Below are 16,431 nucleotides of genomic sequence, written 5' to 3'. Positions count from 1 at the left end.
CGCACCGTTACCGGGCTCCGTCACTCGCCACGAAGTTTCGCCTGCAGGTGCGCCGCCACCGACACATGAAGCGGGTTGACGAATTCGCAGCCGTAATTGTTGCCGTCGGCACGGCGGACGACGGCCTCCAGAGGCTGAAGTCCTGGCAGGTTCACCCAGATATTCTTGCCGATTTGCGGGCGGAACGAGGTTACCATGCGAAAACCGGTCGACGACAGGTCGAACAGCTCGACGTCGAAGGGGTTGAGTCCGGGTTCCCGAAAGCGCGCGCGCGCCTTAACGGGAGCGCGTTCGGCGCCACGCCCGGCGGTCGGCGCCTTTCTGGTTTCGATGGTGCGATTCCCCAACACGGCTTGGTCCCTGCGTTGATCTTTTGATTCGCCCGCTTTTAGGGCGCCGTTGGTTATCGTAAAGTGAAGCGATATGGTGAAAATCAGCTACACTGGAGGCGTGTCGCCCACCGCCATCAACTGGCTGGGATAGGGAATTGCGAGCGTCACCGCGGCACGCCATTCGCCGCTTAGCCAAGTAGCATAGTCCTCAGGATGCACGATCACCGGCATGCCCTTCGGCTGATGATATGCGACGAGCCGGTTCGGGTCGGTCATGAGCATCGCGAAGCAGGGCCAGTCCTCACCCTGGCGCAGGATTCCGGCGAAGGCGAACACCGGCCGCGATGGCACCGAAAACCAGTGCTGGCGCCGCGCGCCTTCGCTGCCCGACCAATATGCAAAGGCGGTGACCGGAATCAGGCAGCGCAGCTCGGCGTGGCGGAGCGTGCCGATCCAGAATGGGCTTTGAAGATTGCGGACATGGGTGACCGGCTGGGTGCCCTGCGGCGGCGGCGGAACGCCCCATAATTTTGGGCGGAGATAGCGGCGCGCGCCGCCGCGGCCGTCGCTGACGATCACCGGCGCAGGGCGCGCCGGCGCGACATAATCGCCGGTCCAGGGGTCCTTCCCCGCCTCGGCGCCGAACGCGGCGGCAATCGCGCTCGCGGGTGCATCGAGGCGGTAGAGACTTGTAATTGCGGGGCCTCAGTCGCTTCCGCGCACCCGCCCGCGTCCGGCCTTGATCGTGCTGCGCGCCTTCTTGCTGTCGACGCGCTTCGCCTTGGCCGCCTTGCTCGGCTTGGTCTTGATACGGCGTTCGGGGCGGATGAGTGCGGCGTCGATCAATTCGGAAAGGCGCGCACGCGCATCGGCGCGATTCGCTTCCTGCGTACGAAAGCTCCGGGCGAGAATGACGAGTTCGCCCGCTGCGGTCATCTTGCTCCCTGCGAGCGCCTTGAGCCGCCGATAGGTATCCGGCGCCAGCCCCAGCGCAAAAACGTCGACGCGCAGTTGGCAGGCGGTCGCGACCTTGTTTACATTCTGCCCCCCAGGGCCCGACCCCGCGAGAAACTTCTCGCTGATCGCGCTTTCTGGAATTTCAGCCACGCGTGGGCTCCGCTCCCTCCGGTGCCGCAAAGCCCAATGCGACGAAGCTGTCGGGGAACGGCGCCTCGGCAATTATAGACGGCTTGACGTCACGTTTTACGACCAGCCTTTCGGCGTGGAGCAAGGTGCGCGTTTTGGTGCCGCCGCGGCCGTAGACGGGATCGCCGACGAGCGGGAAGCCGAGCCCTTCGAGCGCATGGACGCGCAACTGGTGGGTGCGGCCGGTTTCAGGGCGGAAGCGCAGCAGGCTGCGGCCCTCGACGACGGCAAGCTTTTCCCAGTGCGAAACCGACGGCTTGCCCTTGGGATCGCCGACCATGCGCCAGCCATCTTCGGCGGTCGACACCTTGGCGAGCGCAATATCGATCGTGCCACCATCCCCTTCGGGCACGCCATCGACGATCGCCAGATATTGCTTTTCGACCTCGCGGCTCTCGAACGCGCGGGTGAAGCGGCCGTGCGCCTTGGGATTGCGCGCAAGGAGCAGGCAGCCCGAGGTGTCGCGATCGAGCCGGTGGACCGCGAGCGGCCAGCGCTTGAATCCGAACCGCAACAGGTCGAGATGATTTTCGAGGCTGAGGCTGCCGTCGCGCGGCGCATCGACGGGAAGGCCCGCTGGCTTGTCGATGACGAGGGCCTCGCCATCGAGGAAAAGGACACGATCTGAAAGGAGCATGGCGCGCTATAGGCGCGCCGCCGCCTAGTCGAAAGTGTAAACGTCCATTGCGAGCAGGCCATAGGTGACGCTGTGGTGCAAACGTTCGGCCTTAAGCGGCACTCCGCCAGCGCCCATCGCGACGAACAGCGGCAAAATATGGTCGGGCGTCGGATGATTGTCGGCGCCGTGCGGCGCCCGTTCGACGCAGTTCAGCACATCGTCGATGGCCCCCGCAGACATGCGTTCCGCGATCCAATCGGTGAAGTCGGTAACCCAGGCTGGCGCCGGGGCGTCGATCGGCAGCCGCGCCGAAAACAGCGCGCGGAGGTTGTGCGTGATGCTGCCCGATCCGACGATCAGCACGCCCTCGTCGCGCAGCGGCGCCAGCGCCTGCCCCAATGCGAAATGCCATTCGGGCGACGCGTTCGAGTGGATCGAAAGCTGGACCACGGGAATATCGGCGTGCGGATAGATCAGCGACAGCGGCACCCATGCGCCATGGTCGAGCCCGCGTTCGTGATCGGCGGTGACGGCAAGGCCGTGGCCAGCGAGCAATTCGACGACGCGCGATGCCAGCGCCGGATCGCCCGGCGCGGGATAGCGCATCGCGAACAGTTCATCGGGGAAGCCACCGAAGTCGTGGATCGTCGGCGGCGCGGGTGATGCCGTCACCGTCGCGCGGCCGCCCTGATACGCCGCGTCATGGTGCGCCGATACGACAAGGATCGCGCGCGGGCGTGGCAATTGGTCGCCCAGCCCAGCGAGGAAGTCCCGCGCCGGGCTGGGCTCGAGCGCCATCATCGGCGAGCCGTGCGAAAGGAAAAGGCTCGGGAGACGGCGCATCGTCTCAGACAATCAGTTTCGCGGCGGTGCGCGCGACGCGCTCGCCAAGATAGCGGGCGCCGGCAAGGTCGGCCTCGCCCGGCTGGCGCGAGCCGTCGGCACCGGCGATCGTCGTCGCGCCATAAGGCGCGCCGCCCTTCACCTCGTCGACTCCCATTTGGCCAGCAAAGCCATAGTCCAGCCCGACGATCGTCATGCCGAAGTGAATGAGGTTGGTGAGGACCGAGAAGAGCGTCGTTTCCTGGCCGCCATGCTGCGATCCGGTCGAAGTGAAGGCCGCGCCGACCTTGCCATTCAACTTGCCCTGCGCCCAGACGCCGCCGGCGGTGTCCCAGAAGCTTGCCATCTGGCTCGACATACGGCCGAAGCGCGTCGGCGTGCCGACGACGATCGCGTCATAATTGGCGAGTTCGTTGGGATCGCTGAGCAGCGGATGCGCGGTGTCGGTCTTGAACCCCGCGGCCTGCACGACCGCGGCGGGCGCGGTCTCGGCAACGCGGCGGATATCGACCTCGGCGCCCGCGGCGCGGGCGCCGTCGGCGACGGCGTCGGCCATCTGTTCGACATGACCATAGCTCGAATAATAAAGCACCAGTACCTTGGCCATCATATAGTCCTTTCATTCAAACGAAGCCGCCGCCGCGGGAGGAAGGCGCGACGGCGGCAGGGAGTCAGGCGGCCTGTTTCAGGTCTGCGATCGCAGTGGTCGCCTGGTTGATCGCTTCGCCGTTCATCATCTGCTGGTCGGCGGCGATGATGTTGACATCGGTGATGCCGACGAAGCCCAGAACGTGGCGCAGATAGCCGGTGGCGAAGTCATAATCGCTGCCGACGGGCACGCCGCCCGAGGTGACGACAAGATAGGCCTTCTTGCCCTTGAGCAGCCCCTCCGGCCCCGCTTCGGTGTAGCGGAAGGTCTTGCGGGCGCGGGCGATCAGGTCGATCCACGCTTTCAACGCGGCGGGGATGCTGAAATTATAGATGGGCACGCCGATGACGATCGTGTCGGCGGCTTCGAGTTCGGCGATCATTTCGTCCGACGCGGCGAGCGCGGCTTTCTGGTCATCCGAACGGTCGGCATCGTCGGTGAAATTGGCACCGACCCAGTTTTCGGTGAGCAAGGCCGGCGGCGTGTTCGCGAGATCGCGGTGGGTAACGGCGGCGCCGTAACCTTGTTCGACCAGGCGGGTCACAAGCTGGTCGGTCAACTGACGGCTCGTCGAACCATTGTGGCGGGCGCTCGAATCGATGCGGAGAATATGGCTCATCTTGCTGCTCCTTGATTTTGGATGGGAGGGAGGGGGTGCCGCGAGTCGCCCGATCTTTGGGGGGAAGGGAACTCGCGGCACAGGTTGGGCCGCCGACAGGGAGGGGGTTAGGCGGCGGCCCAGGGGACTTCGTCAGAGGCTGTCCACGAGCACCAGTTCGGCGTCGTCGAGCGCCTCGACCTCGATCGTGCCGACATCGCGGAGTGCGATGCCGTCGCGGGGGTCGGCGTCCGTGCCATTGACGCGGATGCGGCCCTTCGCGGCGACCAGATAGGCGTGGCGTCCGGGCTCGAGGTCGTAGGAGACGCTCTCACCAGCGTTCACCGCTGCTGCCGCGACGCGGGCATTGGCGCGGATCGGAAGGGCCCCAAAGCCCTCGACGTCGCCCTCGATGCCGCTTGCCAGCGTCACGAACTGGCCCGACCGGTCGGCTTTGGGGAACTGTCGAGCGCCCCAGCCGGGATTGCCGCCGTCGCGGTCGGGCATGATCCAGATCTGGAAAAGCGTCGTTTCCTCATCTTCCAGGTTGAACTCGCTGTGCGTCACGCCGGTGCCGGCGCTCATCACCTGGACGTCGCCCGCCGCGGTGCGGCCGGTGTTGCCCATGCTGTCGCGGTGCGTGATCGCGCCGGTGCGGACATAGGTGATGATTTCCATGTCACGGTGCGGGTGCGGCGGAAAACCCGACTGCGCCGCGATGGCATCGTCATTCCAGACGCGCAGCGCGCCCCAGCCCATCCGCTTCGGGTCGTGATAGCTCGCGAAAGAGAAATGGTGACGGGCGTCGAGCCAGCCGTGGTTGGCGTGGCCCAGCGTGTCGAATTTGCGGATGTCGATCATTGGCCTTGTCCTTTCCTTGCCGCCCGGCAGCTTTGATGCCCGGCGGCGTTCATCTGTTGAGGACAAAATAGTCATTGGGATCGTTTCGAAAATAGCGTAGATGGAAAACCATCGTTTCCAATCATGAGGTATTCGTGGCGCTTCCCGACTATGAAGGCTGGGCCTGTTTCGTTGCCGTCGCCGACGGCGGCAGCTTTACTTCGGCGGCGGCGTCGCTCGGCCTGTCAAAGGCGAGCGTGTCGAAGGCGGTGACACGGCTCGAGGCTTCGCTTGGCATCACCCTGCTTCATCGCAGTTCGCGCGTCGTCGCGGTTTCGACCGCCGGCGCGGGCCTGCTGGACGAGGCGCGCGCCATGGTCGCGGCAGCGACGGCGGCGACCGAGGCTGCACGCGGCGACCGCGTCGACCTTGCGGGCCCGATCCGCCTCGCCGCGCCGATGAGCTTCGGGATCAAAGTGCTCGGCCCCCCGCTCGCGGTTTTTCTCGACCGGCATCCCGCGGTCGAGATCGAGGTGTTGCTGAGCGACGCGCGCAACGATCCCGTCGCCGAAGGCATCGACCTGACTCTGCGTATCGCCCCGCTCGCCGATTCGAGTCTGCTCGCCCGCACGATCGCCCCGGTCGCGGCGTCGGTGATCGCAAGCCCCGCCTATCTGGAAAAGCACGGCGTCCCGAAACACCCGCTCGAACTCGCGGGCCATCGGTTGATCGGTTACGGTCACCGCCAGCGCGCGATGCCGCTGCACTTCCATCGCAAGGGCGAGGAAGCGACCGTGCTGCCGACCGGGCCGCTGTTCGCAAACAATGGCGATGTCGCGGTACCCCTGGTCGTCGCCGGGGTGGGAATTGCTGCCCTGCCCGACTTCATTGCCGCCGAGGCATTGGCATCGGGCGCGGTCGTCCCGATTCTGACCGACTGGTCGCTGCCGCAGTCGCACCTGCACCTGTTGTCGCCGCCGTCGCGGCTGCGTCCGGCACGCGTGCGCGCGCTTTCTGACCATCTCGTCGACACGCTGAAGATGTCCTGTACCGGGGCACATGACCGCTATGTGGCGCTTCACCATGATCTTAAAACGGCCTGAGCTACTGTTGCAAAATGGCCGCGACTCGCGGACTTCTGCGGGTTAAATCAAAATTAACCTTTTCCCTTCATTAGTTTCGTGGTTAATGTTCCGGCAGTCCCGCAACGGGGGTTGGTCGGTGACATCCTTGATGGTCACGCGATCGGTTCGCGGGATTATCGTGGGAAAAAGGGGTGCCCAATGCGCGTACTGCTGATCGAGGACGAGCCGACGACCGCGAAAGCGATCGATACGATGCTCACGACCGAAGGCTTCAATGTCTATACCACCGATCTCGGTGAGGAAGGCTTGGACCTGGGTAAGCTCTATGATTACGACATCATCCTGCTCGACCTGAACCTGCCCGACATGCACGGCTATGACGTGCTGAAGAAGCTTCGCACCGCCAAGGTGCAGACGCCGGTGCTGATCCTGTCGGGCATTTCGGAAATGGATTCGAAGGTGCGCTCGTTCGGCTTTGGCGCCGACGATTATGTCACCAAGCCGTTCCACCGCGACGAACTGGTCGCCCGCATCCATGCGGTCGTCCGCCGGTCGAAGGGCCACAGCCAGAGCGTCATCAAGACGGGCAAGCTGGCGGTCAATCTGGATACCAAGACGGTCGAGGTCGACACGACGCGTGTGCATCTGACCGGCAAGGAATATCAGATGCTCGAGCTGCTCAGCCTGCGCAAGGGCACGACGCTCACCAAGGAAATGTTCCTGAACCACCTTTATGGTGGGATGGACGAACCCGAACTGAAGATCATCGACGTCTTCATCTGCAAGCTGCGCAAGAAACTCGCGCTCGCCTGTCACGGCGAAAATTATATCGAAACGGTCTGGGGCCGCGGTTACGTCCTTCGCGATATCGATGACGAAGGCAATGAAGTACGCCGCGTCGCCTGACGCGTAGCGCATTATAGCAGTTTACCGAGGGAACCCGGCGCGGAGCGATCCGCGCCGGTTTTCGTTTTGGCGGTGTCGGTGATAGAGCGCGGAGTCAGATGACGACCGATTGCGGACCTCTCCATCATCGTCACCCCGGACTTGATCCGGGGTCCCGCTTGAAGTCGAAGTCGGTGAGTGCGTCAAAAAGCGGGATCCCGGGTCTAGCCCGGGATGACGAGAGCGAAGAAACGACCGGACACTAACGACGGTATTGTGTGCCCCGGCGAAGGCCGGGGTCCAGGGCGGCAATCCGCATAACTCGGCTTTCCAATGCCCTGGGCCCCGGCCTTCGCCGGGGTACAACATAGTAGCAAACGTCCGCTCCCCACCCCAAACAGACATCGCCTCCAAAAAGGTCTTTCCTACATTATCCGGCCGTGCCAGCCTTCATCCGGCTCTTTCATTCGGTGAACAAAAAGGGGGTCGCTGCCGGGCTTACGGTTGCGACCATGATGGGACGTGCCGCGCACATCCAGCGCTCTACAACTTGCAAATCGGCGCGCTCATAGGGCTGAACTTTCCTGAACTTTGGAATATTGCGCGGCCCTGATCCCGGATCCTGCCGGCGATATCCAAAGGGGGTAACGGCAGTTCCCCACCCCAATGCAGCCCCGCATCAGGTCCGCGACTGTGTCAGCCGATGAACCGGGCCGAACTGTGCAATTGCGGCACCGACGAACGGTAGCGCGACAAGCCAGAGCCGCACGCCCGTCACGCCCAGCGGACTCGCGATGCTGATCGCAGCCGTGGCGCCGAGTCCTGCGCAAATCAGCAGCAGGCCTACGATCAGGCGCCAGTGCGGCACCTCGCCGCTGTCCTTGCTCGCGCGTTCGTAGCGCGCGAAGAGCGTGATCAACGGGAAAAGCGCCGCGATGTAGAGGATGAACCACACCGGGCGCGCGAGCCACCATGCCGCGCTGCCGGGTTGCACATCGAGCCCGATCCCGCCGAGCAACCACGCCGCGACCATCACAAGGACAAAAGCGGTGAGGTGCCAGAGATAGATCGTCATGATCATGCCGTTGACGAGCACGACGCCGGTCCAGATGCGAAGATTATCGAGCATCCGCCGCCCCGCGGGTTCAAGCGCAAGCGCGAAACCCGCCTGTGCAATGCCGAGCGCAAGCAGCGCGAGCGTCGGCGGCATCGAGTTGCTGAGGCCGCTTCCCGGTACGCCGATCATCGCGATCGGATAGGGTCCGAGACCGACAAGCAGCGCGAGCGCGGCTAGCCCGCCAATGCCCCATAGAATCGCCCTGCCCGGCGCAAGTCGCCCCTCGCTCCACGCGAAACCGAGCTGGTGGATCGCAAGCCAAACGAAGGCGAAGTTGAGGAAATTGACGTAGGGCACGCCGAAGTGCAGGGCCGCGACGTCGATCGCGACCGCCCCCGCGACGAGCGCCCAGAAGGACGCAAAGCCCCAGCGTTTCCAGGCCTTCCAGGTCAACGGCACGACCGCCGCGACCATCAGATAGACCGACAGGAACCATACCGGGATCAGCGCGAGTTGCGCCGCCATTGCGACGATGCCGCGGTCGATCCCCGCGAGTGTCCCGAACATCGCGACGAGCGTCCAGATCAGGAACAGGGGCAGCACCGGGTTGATCAGCCGCTGCAATCGTCCGCTGTACCAGCTTTCATAGCTGCCGCCCTTGCGCAGCGTTGCCGCCCACGACATGCCGTTCGAGAAACCGCCGACGAGGAAAAAGAGCGGCATGACCTGAAAACCCCAGGTCAGCCACTGCGTCCACGGCAGGATGCCGAGCAGATGCCCGCCCTCGACCGCGCCGTCCTTCATATAGGGCGCGGCGACGAGCCAGTGACCGACGACGACCGCGAGGATCGACAGCGCGCGGAGGAAATCGACATAGCGGTTGCGTTCGGGCGGCGCCTGTTGCGCCATGTCCTTCGCGCGCGACCAGATGCTTTTGCGAACGGTGCCAGTGGTTTCGCTCAAGATGTCGTCCCTCTCCCGGTGGATATGCCAAGCTAGTGTTGCGCAGCGTCAACGCAAGCCTTTGCCTTGGCGCGCCAGCCTTGCTATCGGCTCCGGACAATGGCGAACACCACAGACGACTTCCCCCCTTCCGAACCCGTCCCCGGCATGACCGACACCTCGTTCGACAGCGCGCTGTCCGAACGCTATCTGGTCTATGCGCTGTCGACGATCACCGCGCGTTCGCTGCCCGACCTTCGCGACGGGCTGAAGCCCGTTCACCGCCGCCTGCTGTGGGCGATGCGCGCGATGCGGCTCGACCCGTCGCAGGGCTACAAGAAATCGGCACGCGTCGTCGGCGATGTCATCGGCAAATTCCACCCGCACGGCGACACCGCGGTCTATGACGCGATGGTCCGCCTCGCGCAGGATTTCTCGCTCCGCTATCCACTCGTCGACGGTCAGGGCAATTTCGGCAATATCGACGGCGATAATGCCGCCGCCTATCGTTATACCGAGGCGCGGCTGACGCGCGTCGCGGTCGACCTGATGCAGGGGCTCGACGAGGGCACGGTCGATTTCCGTCCGACCTATAATGGCGAGGATGAAGAGCCCGAGATCATGCCGGGCCTCTTCCCGAACCTGCTCGCCAATGGCGCGAGCGGGATCGCGGTCGGCATGGCGACGAACATCCCGCCGCACAACGCCGCCGAGGTGATCGGCGCCGCGCTGCTGTTGATCGAAAACCAGAACGCCGAGCTGTCCGAACTCCTCGAACATGTGAAAGGTCCCGATTTCCCGACCGGCGGGATCGTCGTCGACAGCGCCGAAACGATCGCCCACGCCTATGAAACCGGGCGCGGCGGCTTTCGCGTTCGCGCGCGCTTTTCGACCGGCAAACTCGGTGATGGCAGTTGGGAAGAGAGCGGGATCGAGAAATTGTCAGGCGGTACCTGGCAACTGGTCATCAGCGAAATCCCCTATGGTGTGGCCAAGGGTAAGCTGATCGAGCAGATCGCGCAATTGATCGCCGACAAGAAGCTACCGATCCTTGAGGATGTTCGCGACGAAAGCGCCGAGGATCTGCGCATCGTGCTCGAACCGAAGAGCCGCAATGTCGATCCCGAGGTGCTTAAGGACAGCCTGTTCCGGCTGACCGACCTCGAAAGCCGTTTCGCGCTCAATCTCAACGTCTTGGACGCGACGCGCACGCCGAAGGTGATGGGGCTGAAACAACTGCTCACCGAATGGCTGCAGCATCAGATCATCGTCCTCGTCCGCCGCGCGCAGCACCGCATCGCGAAGATCGACGACCGGCTCGAACTCGTCGCCGGCTATATCATCGCCTTCCTCAACCTCGACCGGATCATCGAAATCATCCGCACCGAGGACGAGCCGAAACCGGTGATGATCGCGGAATTCATCCTGACCGACCGACAGGCTGAAGCGATCCTCAACATGCGGCTGCGGAGCCTCCGCCGGCTCGAGGAAATGGAGCTGAAGCGCGAACAGGCCGATTTGACCGCCGAGCGCGAGGAGTTGGCCAAGCTCGTCGAAAGCCCGGCGCGGCAAAAGACGCGGCTGCGCAAGGACCTTGAAAAGCTTCGCGACGTCTATGGCTTGGAAACGCTGCTCGGCGCGCGCCGCACGACGATAGCCGAGGCCGCTCCGACCCGCGAAATCCCGCTCGATGCGATGATCGAGAAGGAACCCGTGACGGTGATCCTGTCGAAGCGCGGCTGGATCCGCGCGCAGCGCGGCCATGTCGCTGCCGACCAGTGGGGCGAGTTCAAGTTCAAGGAAGGCGACGAACTCCTGTTCGCAGCGCACGCTCAGACGACCGACAAGCTGCTGATCGCGGCGAGCGACGGGCGTTTCTTTACCGTCGGCGCCGACAAGCTGCCCGGCGGGCGCGGCTTCGGCGAACCGTTGCGGCTGATGGTCGATATCGATCCCGAAGCACGTATCGTCGCGATGATCCCCGCGAGCGCCGAAGGGCGGTTGCTGCTCGCCTCGACCAGCGGCCATGGCTTCGTCGCGCAGATGGCCGAAGTGGTCGCCGAAACGCGCAAGGGTCGCAACGTCGTCAACCTGAAACCCAAGGCTGTGCTTGCGGTAGTCCGGCCGATCGCGGCGGGCGACGACAGCGTCGCGGCGGTGGGTGAGAATCGCAAGCTCGTCGTCTTCCCGCTTGCCGAGGTGCCGGTGATGGCGCGCGGCCAGGGCGTAATGCTGCAACGCTATCGCGACGGCGGCTTGTCGGACGCGGTGAGCTTTGCCTTTGCCGAAGGGCTGAGCTGGGCGATGGGCGGCGATACGGGGCGCACGCGCACCGAAACCGACCTTGCGCCCTGGCGCGTCGCGCGCGGCGCTGCCGGCCGAATGCCTCCGACCGGTTTTCCAAGGAACAATCGCTTCGGCTGATCGTAATTCCGGGTAGCCGTAAATCCCTTCTTTACTTCCCGTGACCTAGGCTTTGGGCAATGGGGAAAGGTCGCACAAAACCCTCTGTTATGCCTATCGATAGAACCGGCGAAGACCGGCCCTTGTTGTTCGTCGGCTGGATCGACGCGTTGCCCGTTCCGGCCGCGCTGATCAGACCGATGGCGCGCGGCAATTTCCGACTCCACGCGAGCAACGCGGCGTTCGACCGGCTGAGCCTGTCGCCGGTGGGCGTCGATGCGCCGATCGAGCTGCTGCGCGCGATCGAACGGGCGTCGCAATTCCCCGATGAATCGCAGGAATTTTCGTGCCAGCTCGGCGACGGCCCCGCAGCCCGCGACCTGCGCGGATCCATCGGGCCGTTGCCGACCGAATCGGGCGACGACGGGCTGTTCCTGTTGACGCTGATCGACCGGACGCAGGAAATGATGACCGAGCGCAACCTGCGCCGCGAACTCGTTTCCGACAGTCTGACCGGCCTTCCCAACCGCGCCGGGTTCGAGGAACTCGTCGAACAACGCTCGATCACCGACGGCATCGGCGCCGACCATGCCATCCTGCTGCTCGACCTCGCGCGGTTCAGCCGCATCAACGAACATATCGGGCCGATGGCGGGCGACGAGTTGATCATCACCGTCGCGCGGCGGCTGAAATCGAGCCTGCGCAGCGGAGACATATTGGCGCGCACCGGAGGCGACGAGTTCGCAATATCGACGCGCGTCGCGGGCGGGCGCGCCGACGTGCGCGAGATGGCGCGGCGCATCCGTGGCTGTTTCGATCACCCTTATCGCATCGGCGAACTCAAGGTCAGCGTCGACTGCGCGCTCGGCTGCGCGATTCAGCCGGCGATTGACACCGATATCGCGGACCAGATCCGCCATGCCCAGATCGCGCTCAAGCGCGCAAAGCAGACCGACCGCATCGAAATCTATGAGCCTGAAGCGGCGATGCTGTCGGACAATCGTTTCGGGCTGGAAACCGAGCTGCGCAACGCGATCGAGGAAGACCGCCTCCACCTCGCCTTCCAGCCGTTGATCGAGCTGTCGAGCGGGCGCGTCGCCGGCTTCGAGGCACTCGCCCGCTGGGACAACAGCAACGGCCACTCGGTCTCTCCAACCGAATTCATCCCGATCGCCGAGGATTCGGGATTGATCGTCCCGCTGGGCCAATGGGCGATCGGCAAGGCGGCAGCCGTGCTCGCCGACTGGGACAAGCAGAATGGCGGCGCGGTCGTCGATGCCTATTTCTCGGTCAATGTGTCGGCGATCCAGCTAGTTCGCGACGATGTCGCCGCGGTCGTGCGCGACGCCCTCGAACGCGAAAAAATCGGCGGCGAGCGGTTGATGATCGAACTTACCGAAAGCGCGATCATCGGCGATCCCGACCTGGCGCTGTCGGTCCTCAGCGAGTTGAAGGCACTCGACGCGCGCGTCGCGATGGACGATTTCGGTACAGGCTATTCGAACCTAGCCTATCTGCAGCGGCTGCCGATCGACGTTCTCAAGATCGACCGCAGCTTTGTCGAGCATATGGTCGACGACCGCGACAAGGTGGCGATCGTCCGCACGATCCAGAGCCTGGCCGAGGTGCTGGGGATGCGCACGACGGCGGAGGGCGTCGAGACCGCCGATCAGGCGCGGCTGCTGTCGGCGCTCGGATGCGATTTCGGCCAGGGCTACCTGTTCGCGCGGCCGATGGATGGCAAGGCCGCGCTCGAATATTGGCGTCAGTCGTTGGTGCGGCCGATCTTCTGATCGACGAACTGGGCGACAAGCTCGGCGACTCTGGCGGCATCCGGAAAATCCTCCGCGACCCATTCGGCCTCGACCGCCTTCAGGATATGCGCAACCTCCGGCCCCGCCGCAATCCCGCGCGCGACGATGTCGCCGCCTTTCAGCGGCATTTCGGGGACGGTCCAGTCCGACAACGCCTCGACCGCCGCCCGTGCAGCAGCCGCATCGTCCGCGAGCAGATGCACGTCGCGCGCGGCGTCGACACCGACCGCATACGCCAGTTGCCGAACCGGGCGCACAATGTCGGCGCGGTGCCTGCCGAGCGCGGCGAGGTGCTTGCGCTGCCGCGTCGACAGGCGAAGGCGGCTCGCAACCTGTTCGGCGACAGCAGCGTCAGCGGGAAGCAGCGCCGCAAGACGGCGGAGCGGCACGATGACGGCGGCCGACGCTTCCTCATTCGCAATCAGACGATCGAAAGCCGAAGCGAAATCCGGTTCGAGTTCGGGAAGCAGCACCGCAAAAATACCGTCCGCCGCCATTTGCCGGACGATGCCGCGCGGATCGGCGAGTGACAGTATCTTGAGCAGTTCATCCGCGACGCGTTCGCGCGACAGGCTTTTGAGCGACTGGCGCGCGGTTACCACCGCAGCATGGCTCTCCGCGTCGAGTTCGCCACTACCGAAGCGCGCCGCAAAGCGGTAGAAGCGCAGGATACGCAGATGATCCTCGGCGATGCGCGTCGCGGCATCACCGATGAAGGCGACGCGCCCGGCGTCCAGATCGGCGATGCCGCCGAACCAGTCGTCGAGCGCGCCGCTATCGACATCGGCATAGAGCGCATTGATCGTGAAGTCGCGCCGCGCCGCGTCATCGCGCCAGTCGTCGGCGAAGGCGACCGTCGCGCGGCGGCCGTCGGTTTCGACATCGCGGCGCAGCGTCGTGATTTCGTGATGATCGCCGCTTGCGATCGCAGTGACGGTGCCATGCGCGATGCCAGTCGGGATAACCTTGATATCGGCCGCCTGAAGCCGCCGCGTTACCTCGGTCGGCAGGAGCGGGGTGGCAAGGTCGATGTCGGCGACGGGGAGCCCAAGCAGCGTATCGCGTACCGCGCCGCCGACCGCCTTGACCGCGCCGCCATCGGCAGTCAGCGCCGCAACGATGCGACGGAGCCCCGGTCGTTCGCGCCATTCGGCGGCGGGCAGCACGGTCACCGGTGCCACCCCGCAGGCAGACGCCGTGCCAGATTGATGATGATACCCGCCGTCACGCCCCAGATCCGCCGTCCCTGCCAGTCCATGTCGTAATAATGGCGGTCGTGCCCCTGCCAATTCGCATGTTGGCGCGCATAATTGTCGGGATCGAACAATATGTCGAGCGGCACCTCGAACCAATCCTCGACCTCGTCGGGATTGGGATCGAGCGGCAAGTCCGGCGGGATGACGCCGAGCACCGGGGTGATGAGGTAACCACTGCCCGACCGATAGGCTTCGGTGGCACCCGCGACCAGGACGTCGCGGCGGTTGAGGCCGATCTCCTCCTCGGCCTCGCGCAGCGCCGCATCGATCGCATCGCGGTCGCCCGGATCGATCTTGCCGCCCGGAAAGGCGACCTGCCCGGCATGGCTGCGCAGCCATTGCGGCCGCTGGGTCAGGATGACGCCAGGATCTGGCCGATCGGTGAAGGCGATGAGCACCGCAGCATCGCGCAGCGTCGGCATGCCGAGGTAGGTTTCGTCCTCGCCCGCGTCGGGCAGCAGATTGTCGAGCGCAGTACGCAGCTTTTCGGAGAGCATCAGCGATCCACCAACGGGAACCGCGCGCCGTTCGACCAGATCGCAGGCGGATCGCTTGCGTCGGCGAGCGCCATCTCGACAATCTCATAGTAAAGCGCGCGGTCGATCCGCGCCTCAAGCCCGTTGCCGACCGCGCCGCGCACATGCAGACGCGGGTCGGGGTTGTCGGGGTCGCTGCCAAAACCGAGTGGATGGTCGGGTCCCGCCATGACGAGATCATCGGTATCGAGGCGAAAGACGAGCTTGCGGCCCTCCCCTTCGCCTTCGCTTTTCATCTCGACCGCGCGGAAAGGCGTGTCCGCGACGGCAATTACCAATTTCTCCGCCGGGGTAACCAGAACATGGCTGCCGTCGGCTTCGCGGCGCAGGATGGTCGAGAAGAGTTTCACCATCGCGGGTCGGTTGATGCGTCCGCCCTCATGATACCAGCTTCCGTCGGCGTGAATCTCCATCGCGCTGTCACCGCTGCGCTCGGGATGCCATTGTTCGACCGGCGGCAGTTTGCGCGCCGCAAGCAGTTCGGCAGCCTCGGTCAGCGAAAGCTGCGCGAAGGCCTTGGGAAGTGAAGGTACGGGGGTGACCATCTCCCTGACATAGGAAGGTGGGTGCGCATGTAAAGGCGCGACGGCGCGGGCTTGCACAGTAAGAGCAGCGGAAAACTGCGCAACTTCACTCGCGATTTGCATTTGAGACGGTTGCGGTTGGCGGCCACGACGCGCGCGCACCCAGTCACGTCCGGGGTGACGAACGAGCGAACGTAGATAATGCGGGCGCGGAACGGCCATATTTTCGAAATCCGCAGAAAACTGCGTAACTTCACTCGCAAATCGCATCTGAAGAGGGAAAATCAGCACCATCCCACAACGCTATGCGGGCCGGATAATGTAGGACAGAATTTTTTGCCCCTATCGCGGCCCGATCATTCCCGCATCGGTCGGCAGGCTGTGCCCATTCACCGCCCGCGCGAGCAGGCGGCGCGCCTCGAACGGTCCGGGCAAGTCCCACGCGGCGGTCGCATCGGCATCGAAGCCGAAGAACCGGCCATAATATTCCGGATCGCCGATCATCATCAGTGCGCTGTCCGCTTTGGTTTCGGCGGCTTCGAGCATATGCGCCATCAGCGCGCGACCATGGCCGCCACGCTGGACGTCGGGGCGCACCGCGACGGGTCCGACCATGACAAGCGGCGTTATGGTGCCACCGGCCGCGCGGTGGGCGACGGGCCAGCACTGGATCGTGCCGATCAACATGCCGTCCTCGACCGCCGCGAAACTCAACGCCGGCACCGCATCCATGCCTTCGCGGATGCGGTAGGCGGTTCGTCCAAAGCGATCCGATCCGAAAGCGACGTCGAGGAGATCCTCGACTGCCTGCGGTTCGATATCGGACAATGGAAGTAACTCGACCAACGCATACCCTTTCGCTAATGCGGCGGCGCTTTAGGGTCCGGCGTCGGCAATGCAAA

17 protein-coding genes are annotated in these 16,431 nt (G+C 64.5%); 4 read left to right on the top strand and 13 right to left on the bottom strand.

The features are described 5' to 3' along the window. Positions 1-20: 20 nt before the first annotated feature. The 8 genes from SC1_RS02060 to SC1_RS02025 all read right to left on the bottom strand — a co-directional run bounded on the left by SC1_RS02060 (position 21) and on the right by SC1_RS02025 (position 5,048). Positions 21-350, bottom strand: a complete 330-nt coding sequence (locus SC1_RS02060) for a PilZ domain-containing protein (protein ID WP_193749081.1) — start codon at positions 348-350, stop codon at positions 21-23. Between the two features lie 87 nt (positions 351-437). Next, positions 438-1,028 (bottom strand): SOS response-associated peptidase family protein, encoded by a 591-nt coding sequence (locus SC1_RS02055; protein WP_083435624.1) that lies wholly within the window; start codon positions 1,026-1,028, stop codon positions 438-440. Between the two features lie 9 nt (positions 1,029-1,037). After that, positions 1,038-1,439, bottom strand: a complete 402-nt coding sequence (arfB, locus tag SC1_RS02050; protein WP_062176930.1) for an alternative ribosome rescue aminoacyl-tRNA hydrolase ArfB — start codon at positions 1,437-1,439, stop codon at positions 1,038-1,040. Beyond that, positions 1,432-2,115: an RluA family pseudouridine synthase gene (locus tag SC1_RS02045; protein WP_062176927.1), complete on the bottom strand. Its 684-nt coding sequence runs from the start codon at positions 2,113-2,115 to the stop codon at positions 1,432-1,434. The genes arfB and SC1_RS02045 overlap by 8 nt, the downstream gene beginning before the upstream one ends. Before the next feature lie 24 nt (positions 2,116-2,139). Then, positions 2,140-2,940, bottom strand: a complete 801-nt coding sequence (locus SC1_RS02040; RefSeq protein ID WP_062176924.1) for a class III extradiol ring-cleavage dioxygenase — start codon at positions 2,938-2,940, stop codon at positions 2,140-2,142. Between the two features lie 4 nt (positions 2,941-2,944). Further along, a complete protein-coding gene (gene wrbA / locus SC1_RS02035) occupies positions 2,945-3,547 on the bottom strand; it encodes an NAD(P)H:quinone oxidoreductase (protein ID WP_062176921.1) in 603 nt (200 codons plus the stop codon). Positions 3,548-3,611: 64 nt separating this feature from the next. After that, positions 3,612-4,208 (bottom strand): FMN-dependent NADH-azoreductase, encoded by a 597-nt coding sequence (locus tag SC1_RS02030; protein WP_062176918.1) that lies wholly within the window; start codon positions 4,206-4,208, stop codon positions 3,612-3,614. Between the two features lie 132 nt (positions 4,209-4,340). Next, positions 4,341-5,048: a pirin-like bicupin family protein gene (locus SC1_RS02025; protein ID WP_062176914.1), complete on the bottom strand. Its 708-nt coding sequence runs from the start codon at positions 5,046-5,048 to the stop codon at positions 4,341-4,343. Between the two features lie 134 nt (positions 5,049-5,182). Here SC1_RS02025 and SC1_RS02020 point away from each other — a divergent pair, with 134 nt between their 5' ends. Further along, the gene (locus SC1_RS02020; protein ID WP_062176911.1) at positions 5,183-6,130 is read left to right on the top strand and encodes a LysR family transcriptional regulator; all 948 of its coding nucleotides are present in this window, start codon (positions 5,183-5,185) and stop codon (positions 6,128-6,130) included. Positions 6,131-6,310: 180 nt separating this feature from the next. Further along, entirely contained in the window at positions 6,311-7,018 is a 708-nt protein-coding gene (gene ctrA / locus SC1_RS02015; RefSeq protein WP_037513859.1) for a response regulator transcription factor CtrA, read from the top strand. Positions 7,019-7,676: 658 nt separating this feature from the next. Here ctrA and SC1_RS02010 read toward each other — a convergent pair. Then, positions 7,677-9,017, bottom strand: coding sequence for an acyltransferase (locus SC1_RS02010; protein ID WP_062176908.1), 1,341 nt, complete (start codon positions 9,015-9,017; stop codon positions 7,677-7,679). 99 nt (positions 9,018-9,116) lie between these two features. On the opposite strand from SC1_RS02010, the gene parC reads away from it, so the two are divergent. Together parC and SC1_RS02000 are read left to right on the top strand one after the other, a co-directional pair. Beyond that, entirely contained in the window at positions 9,117-11,420 is a 2,304-nt protein-coding gene (parC, locus tag SC1_RS02005; RefSeq protein ID WP_062176906.1) for a DNA topoisomerase IV subunit A, read from the top strand. Between the two features lie 89 nt (positions 11,421-11,509). Then, positions 11,510-13,192: a bifunctional diguanylate cyclase/phosphodiesterase gene (locus SC1_RS02000; protein ID WP_238586534.1), complete on the top strand. Its 1,683-nt coding sequence runs from the start codon at positions 11,510-11,512 to the stop codon at positions 13,190-13,192. On the opposite strand, the gene SC1_RS01995 is transcribed toward SC1_RS02000, so the two are convergent. The 4 genes from SC1_RS01995 to SC1_RS01980 all read right to left on the bottom strand — a co-directional run bounded on the left by SC1_RS01995 (position 13,165) and on the right by SC1_RS01980 (position 16,375). Then, the gene (locus tag SC1_RS01995) at positions 13,165-14,385 is read right to left on the bottom strand and encodes a CCA tRNA nucleotidyltransferase (protein ID WP_062183380.1); all 1,221 of its coding nucleotides are present in this window, start codon (positions 14,383-14,385) and stop codon (positions 13,165-13,167) included. The genes SC1_RS02000 and SC1_RS01995 overlap by 28 nt on opposite strands. After that, positions 14,382-14,966, bottom strand: a complete 585-nt coding sequence (locus SC1_RS01990; RefSeq protein WP_152682261.1) for a CoA pyrophosphatase — start codon at positions 14,964-14,966, stop codon at positions 14,382-14,384. The genes SC1_RS01995 and SC1_RS01990 overlap by 4 nt, the downstream gene beginning before the upstream one ends. Next, the gene (locus SC1_RS01985) at positions 14,966-15,550 is read right to left on the bottom strand and encodes a DUF1285 domain-containing protein (protein ID WP_062176899.1); all 585 of its coding nucleotides are present in this window, start codon (positions 15,548-15,550) and stop codon (positions 14,966-14,968) included. The genes SC1_RS01990 and SC1_RS01985 overlap by 1 nt, the downstream gene beginning before the upstream one ends. Positions 15,551-15,871: 321 nt before the next feature. Next, the gene (locus SC1_RS01980; protein ID WP_062176896.1) at positions 15,872-16,375 is read right to left on the bottom strand and encodes a GNAT family N-acetyltransferase; all 504 of its coding nucleotides are present in this window, start codon (positions 16,373-16,375) and stop codon (positions 15,872-15,874) included. Positions 16,376-16,431: the final 56 nt, after the last annotated feature.

The organism is Sphingopyxis sp. C-1 (assembly GCF_001047015.1).
Taxonomy (GTDB): Bacteria; Pseudomonadota; Alphaproteobacteria; order Sphingomonadales; family Sphingomonadaceae; genus Sphingopyxis.
Note: the sequence above shows the minus strand (reverse complement) of the source record. Positions and strands in the feature narration are given on the sequence as shown.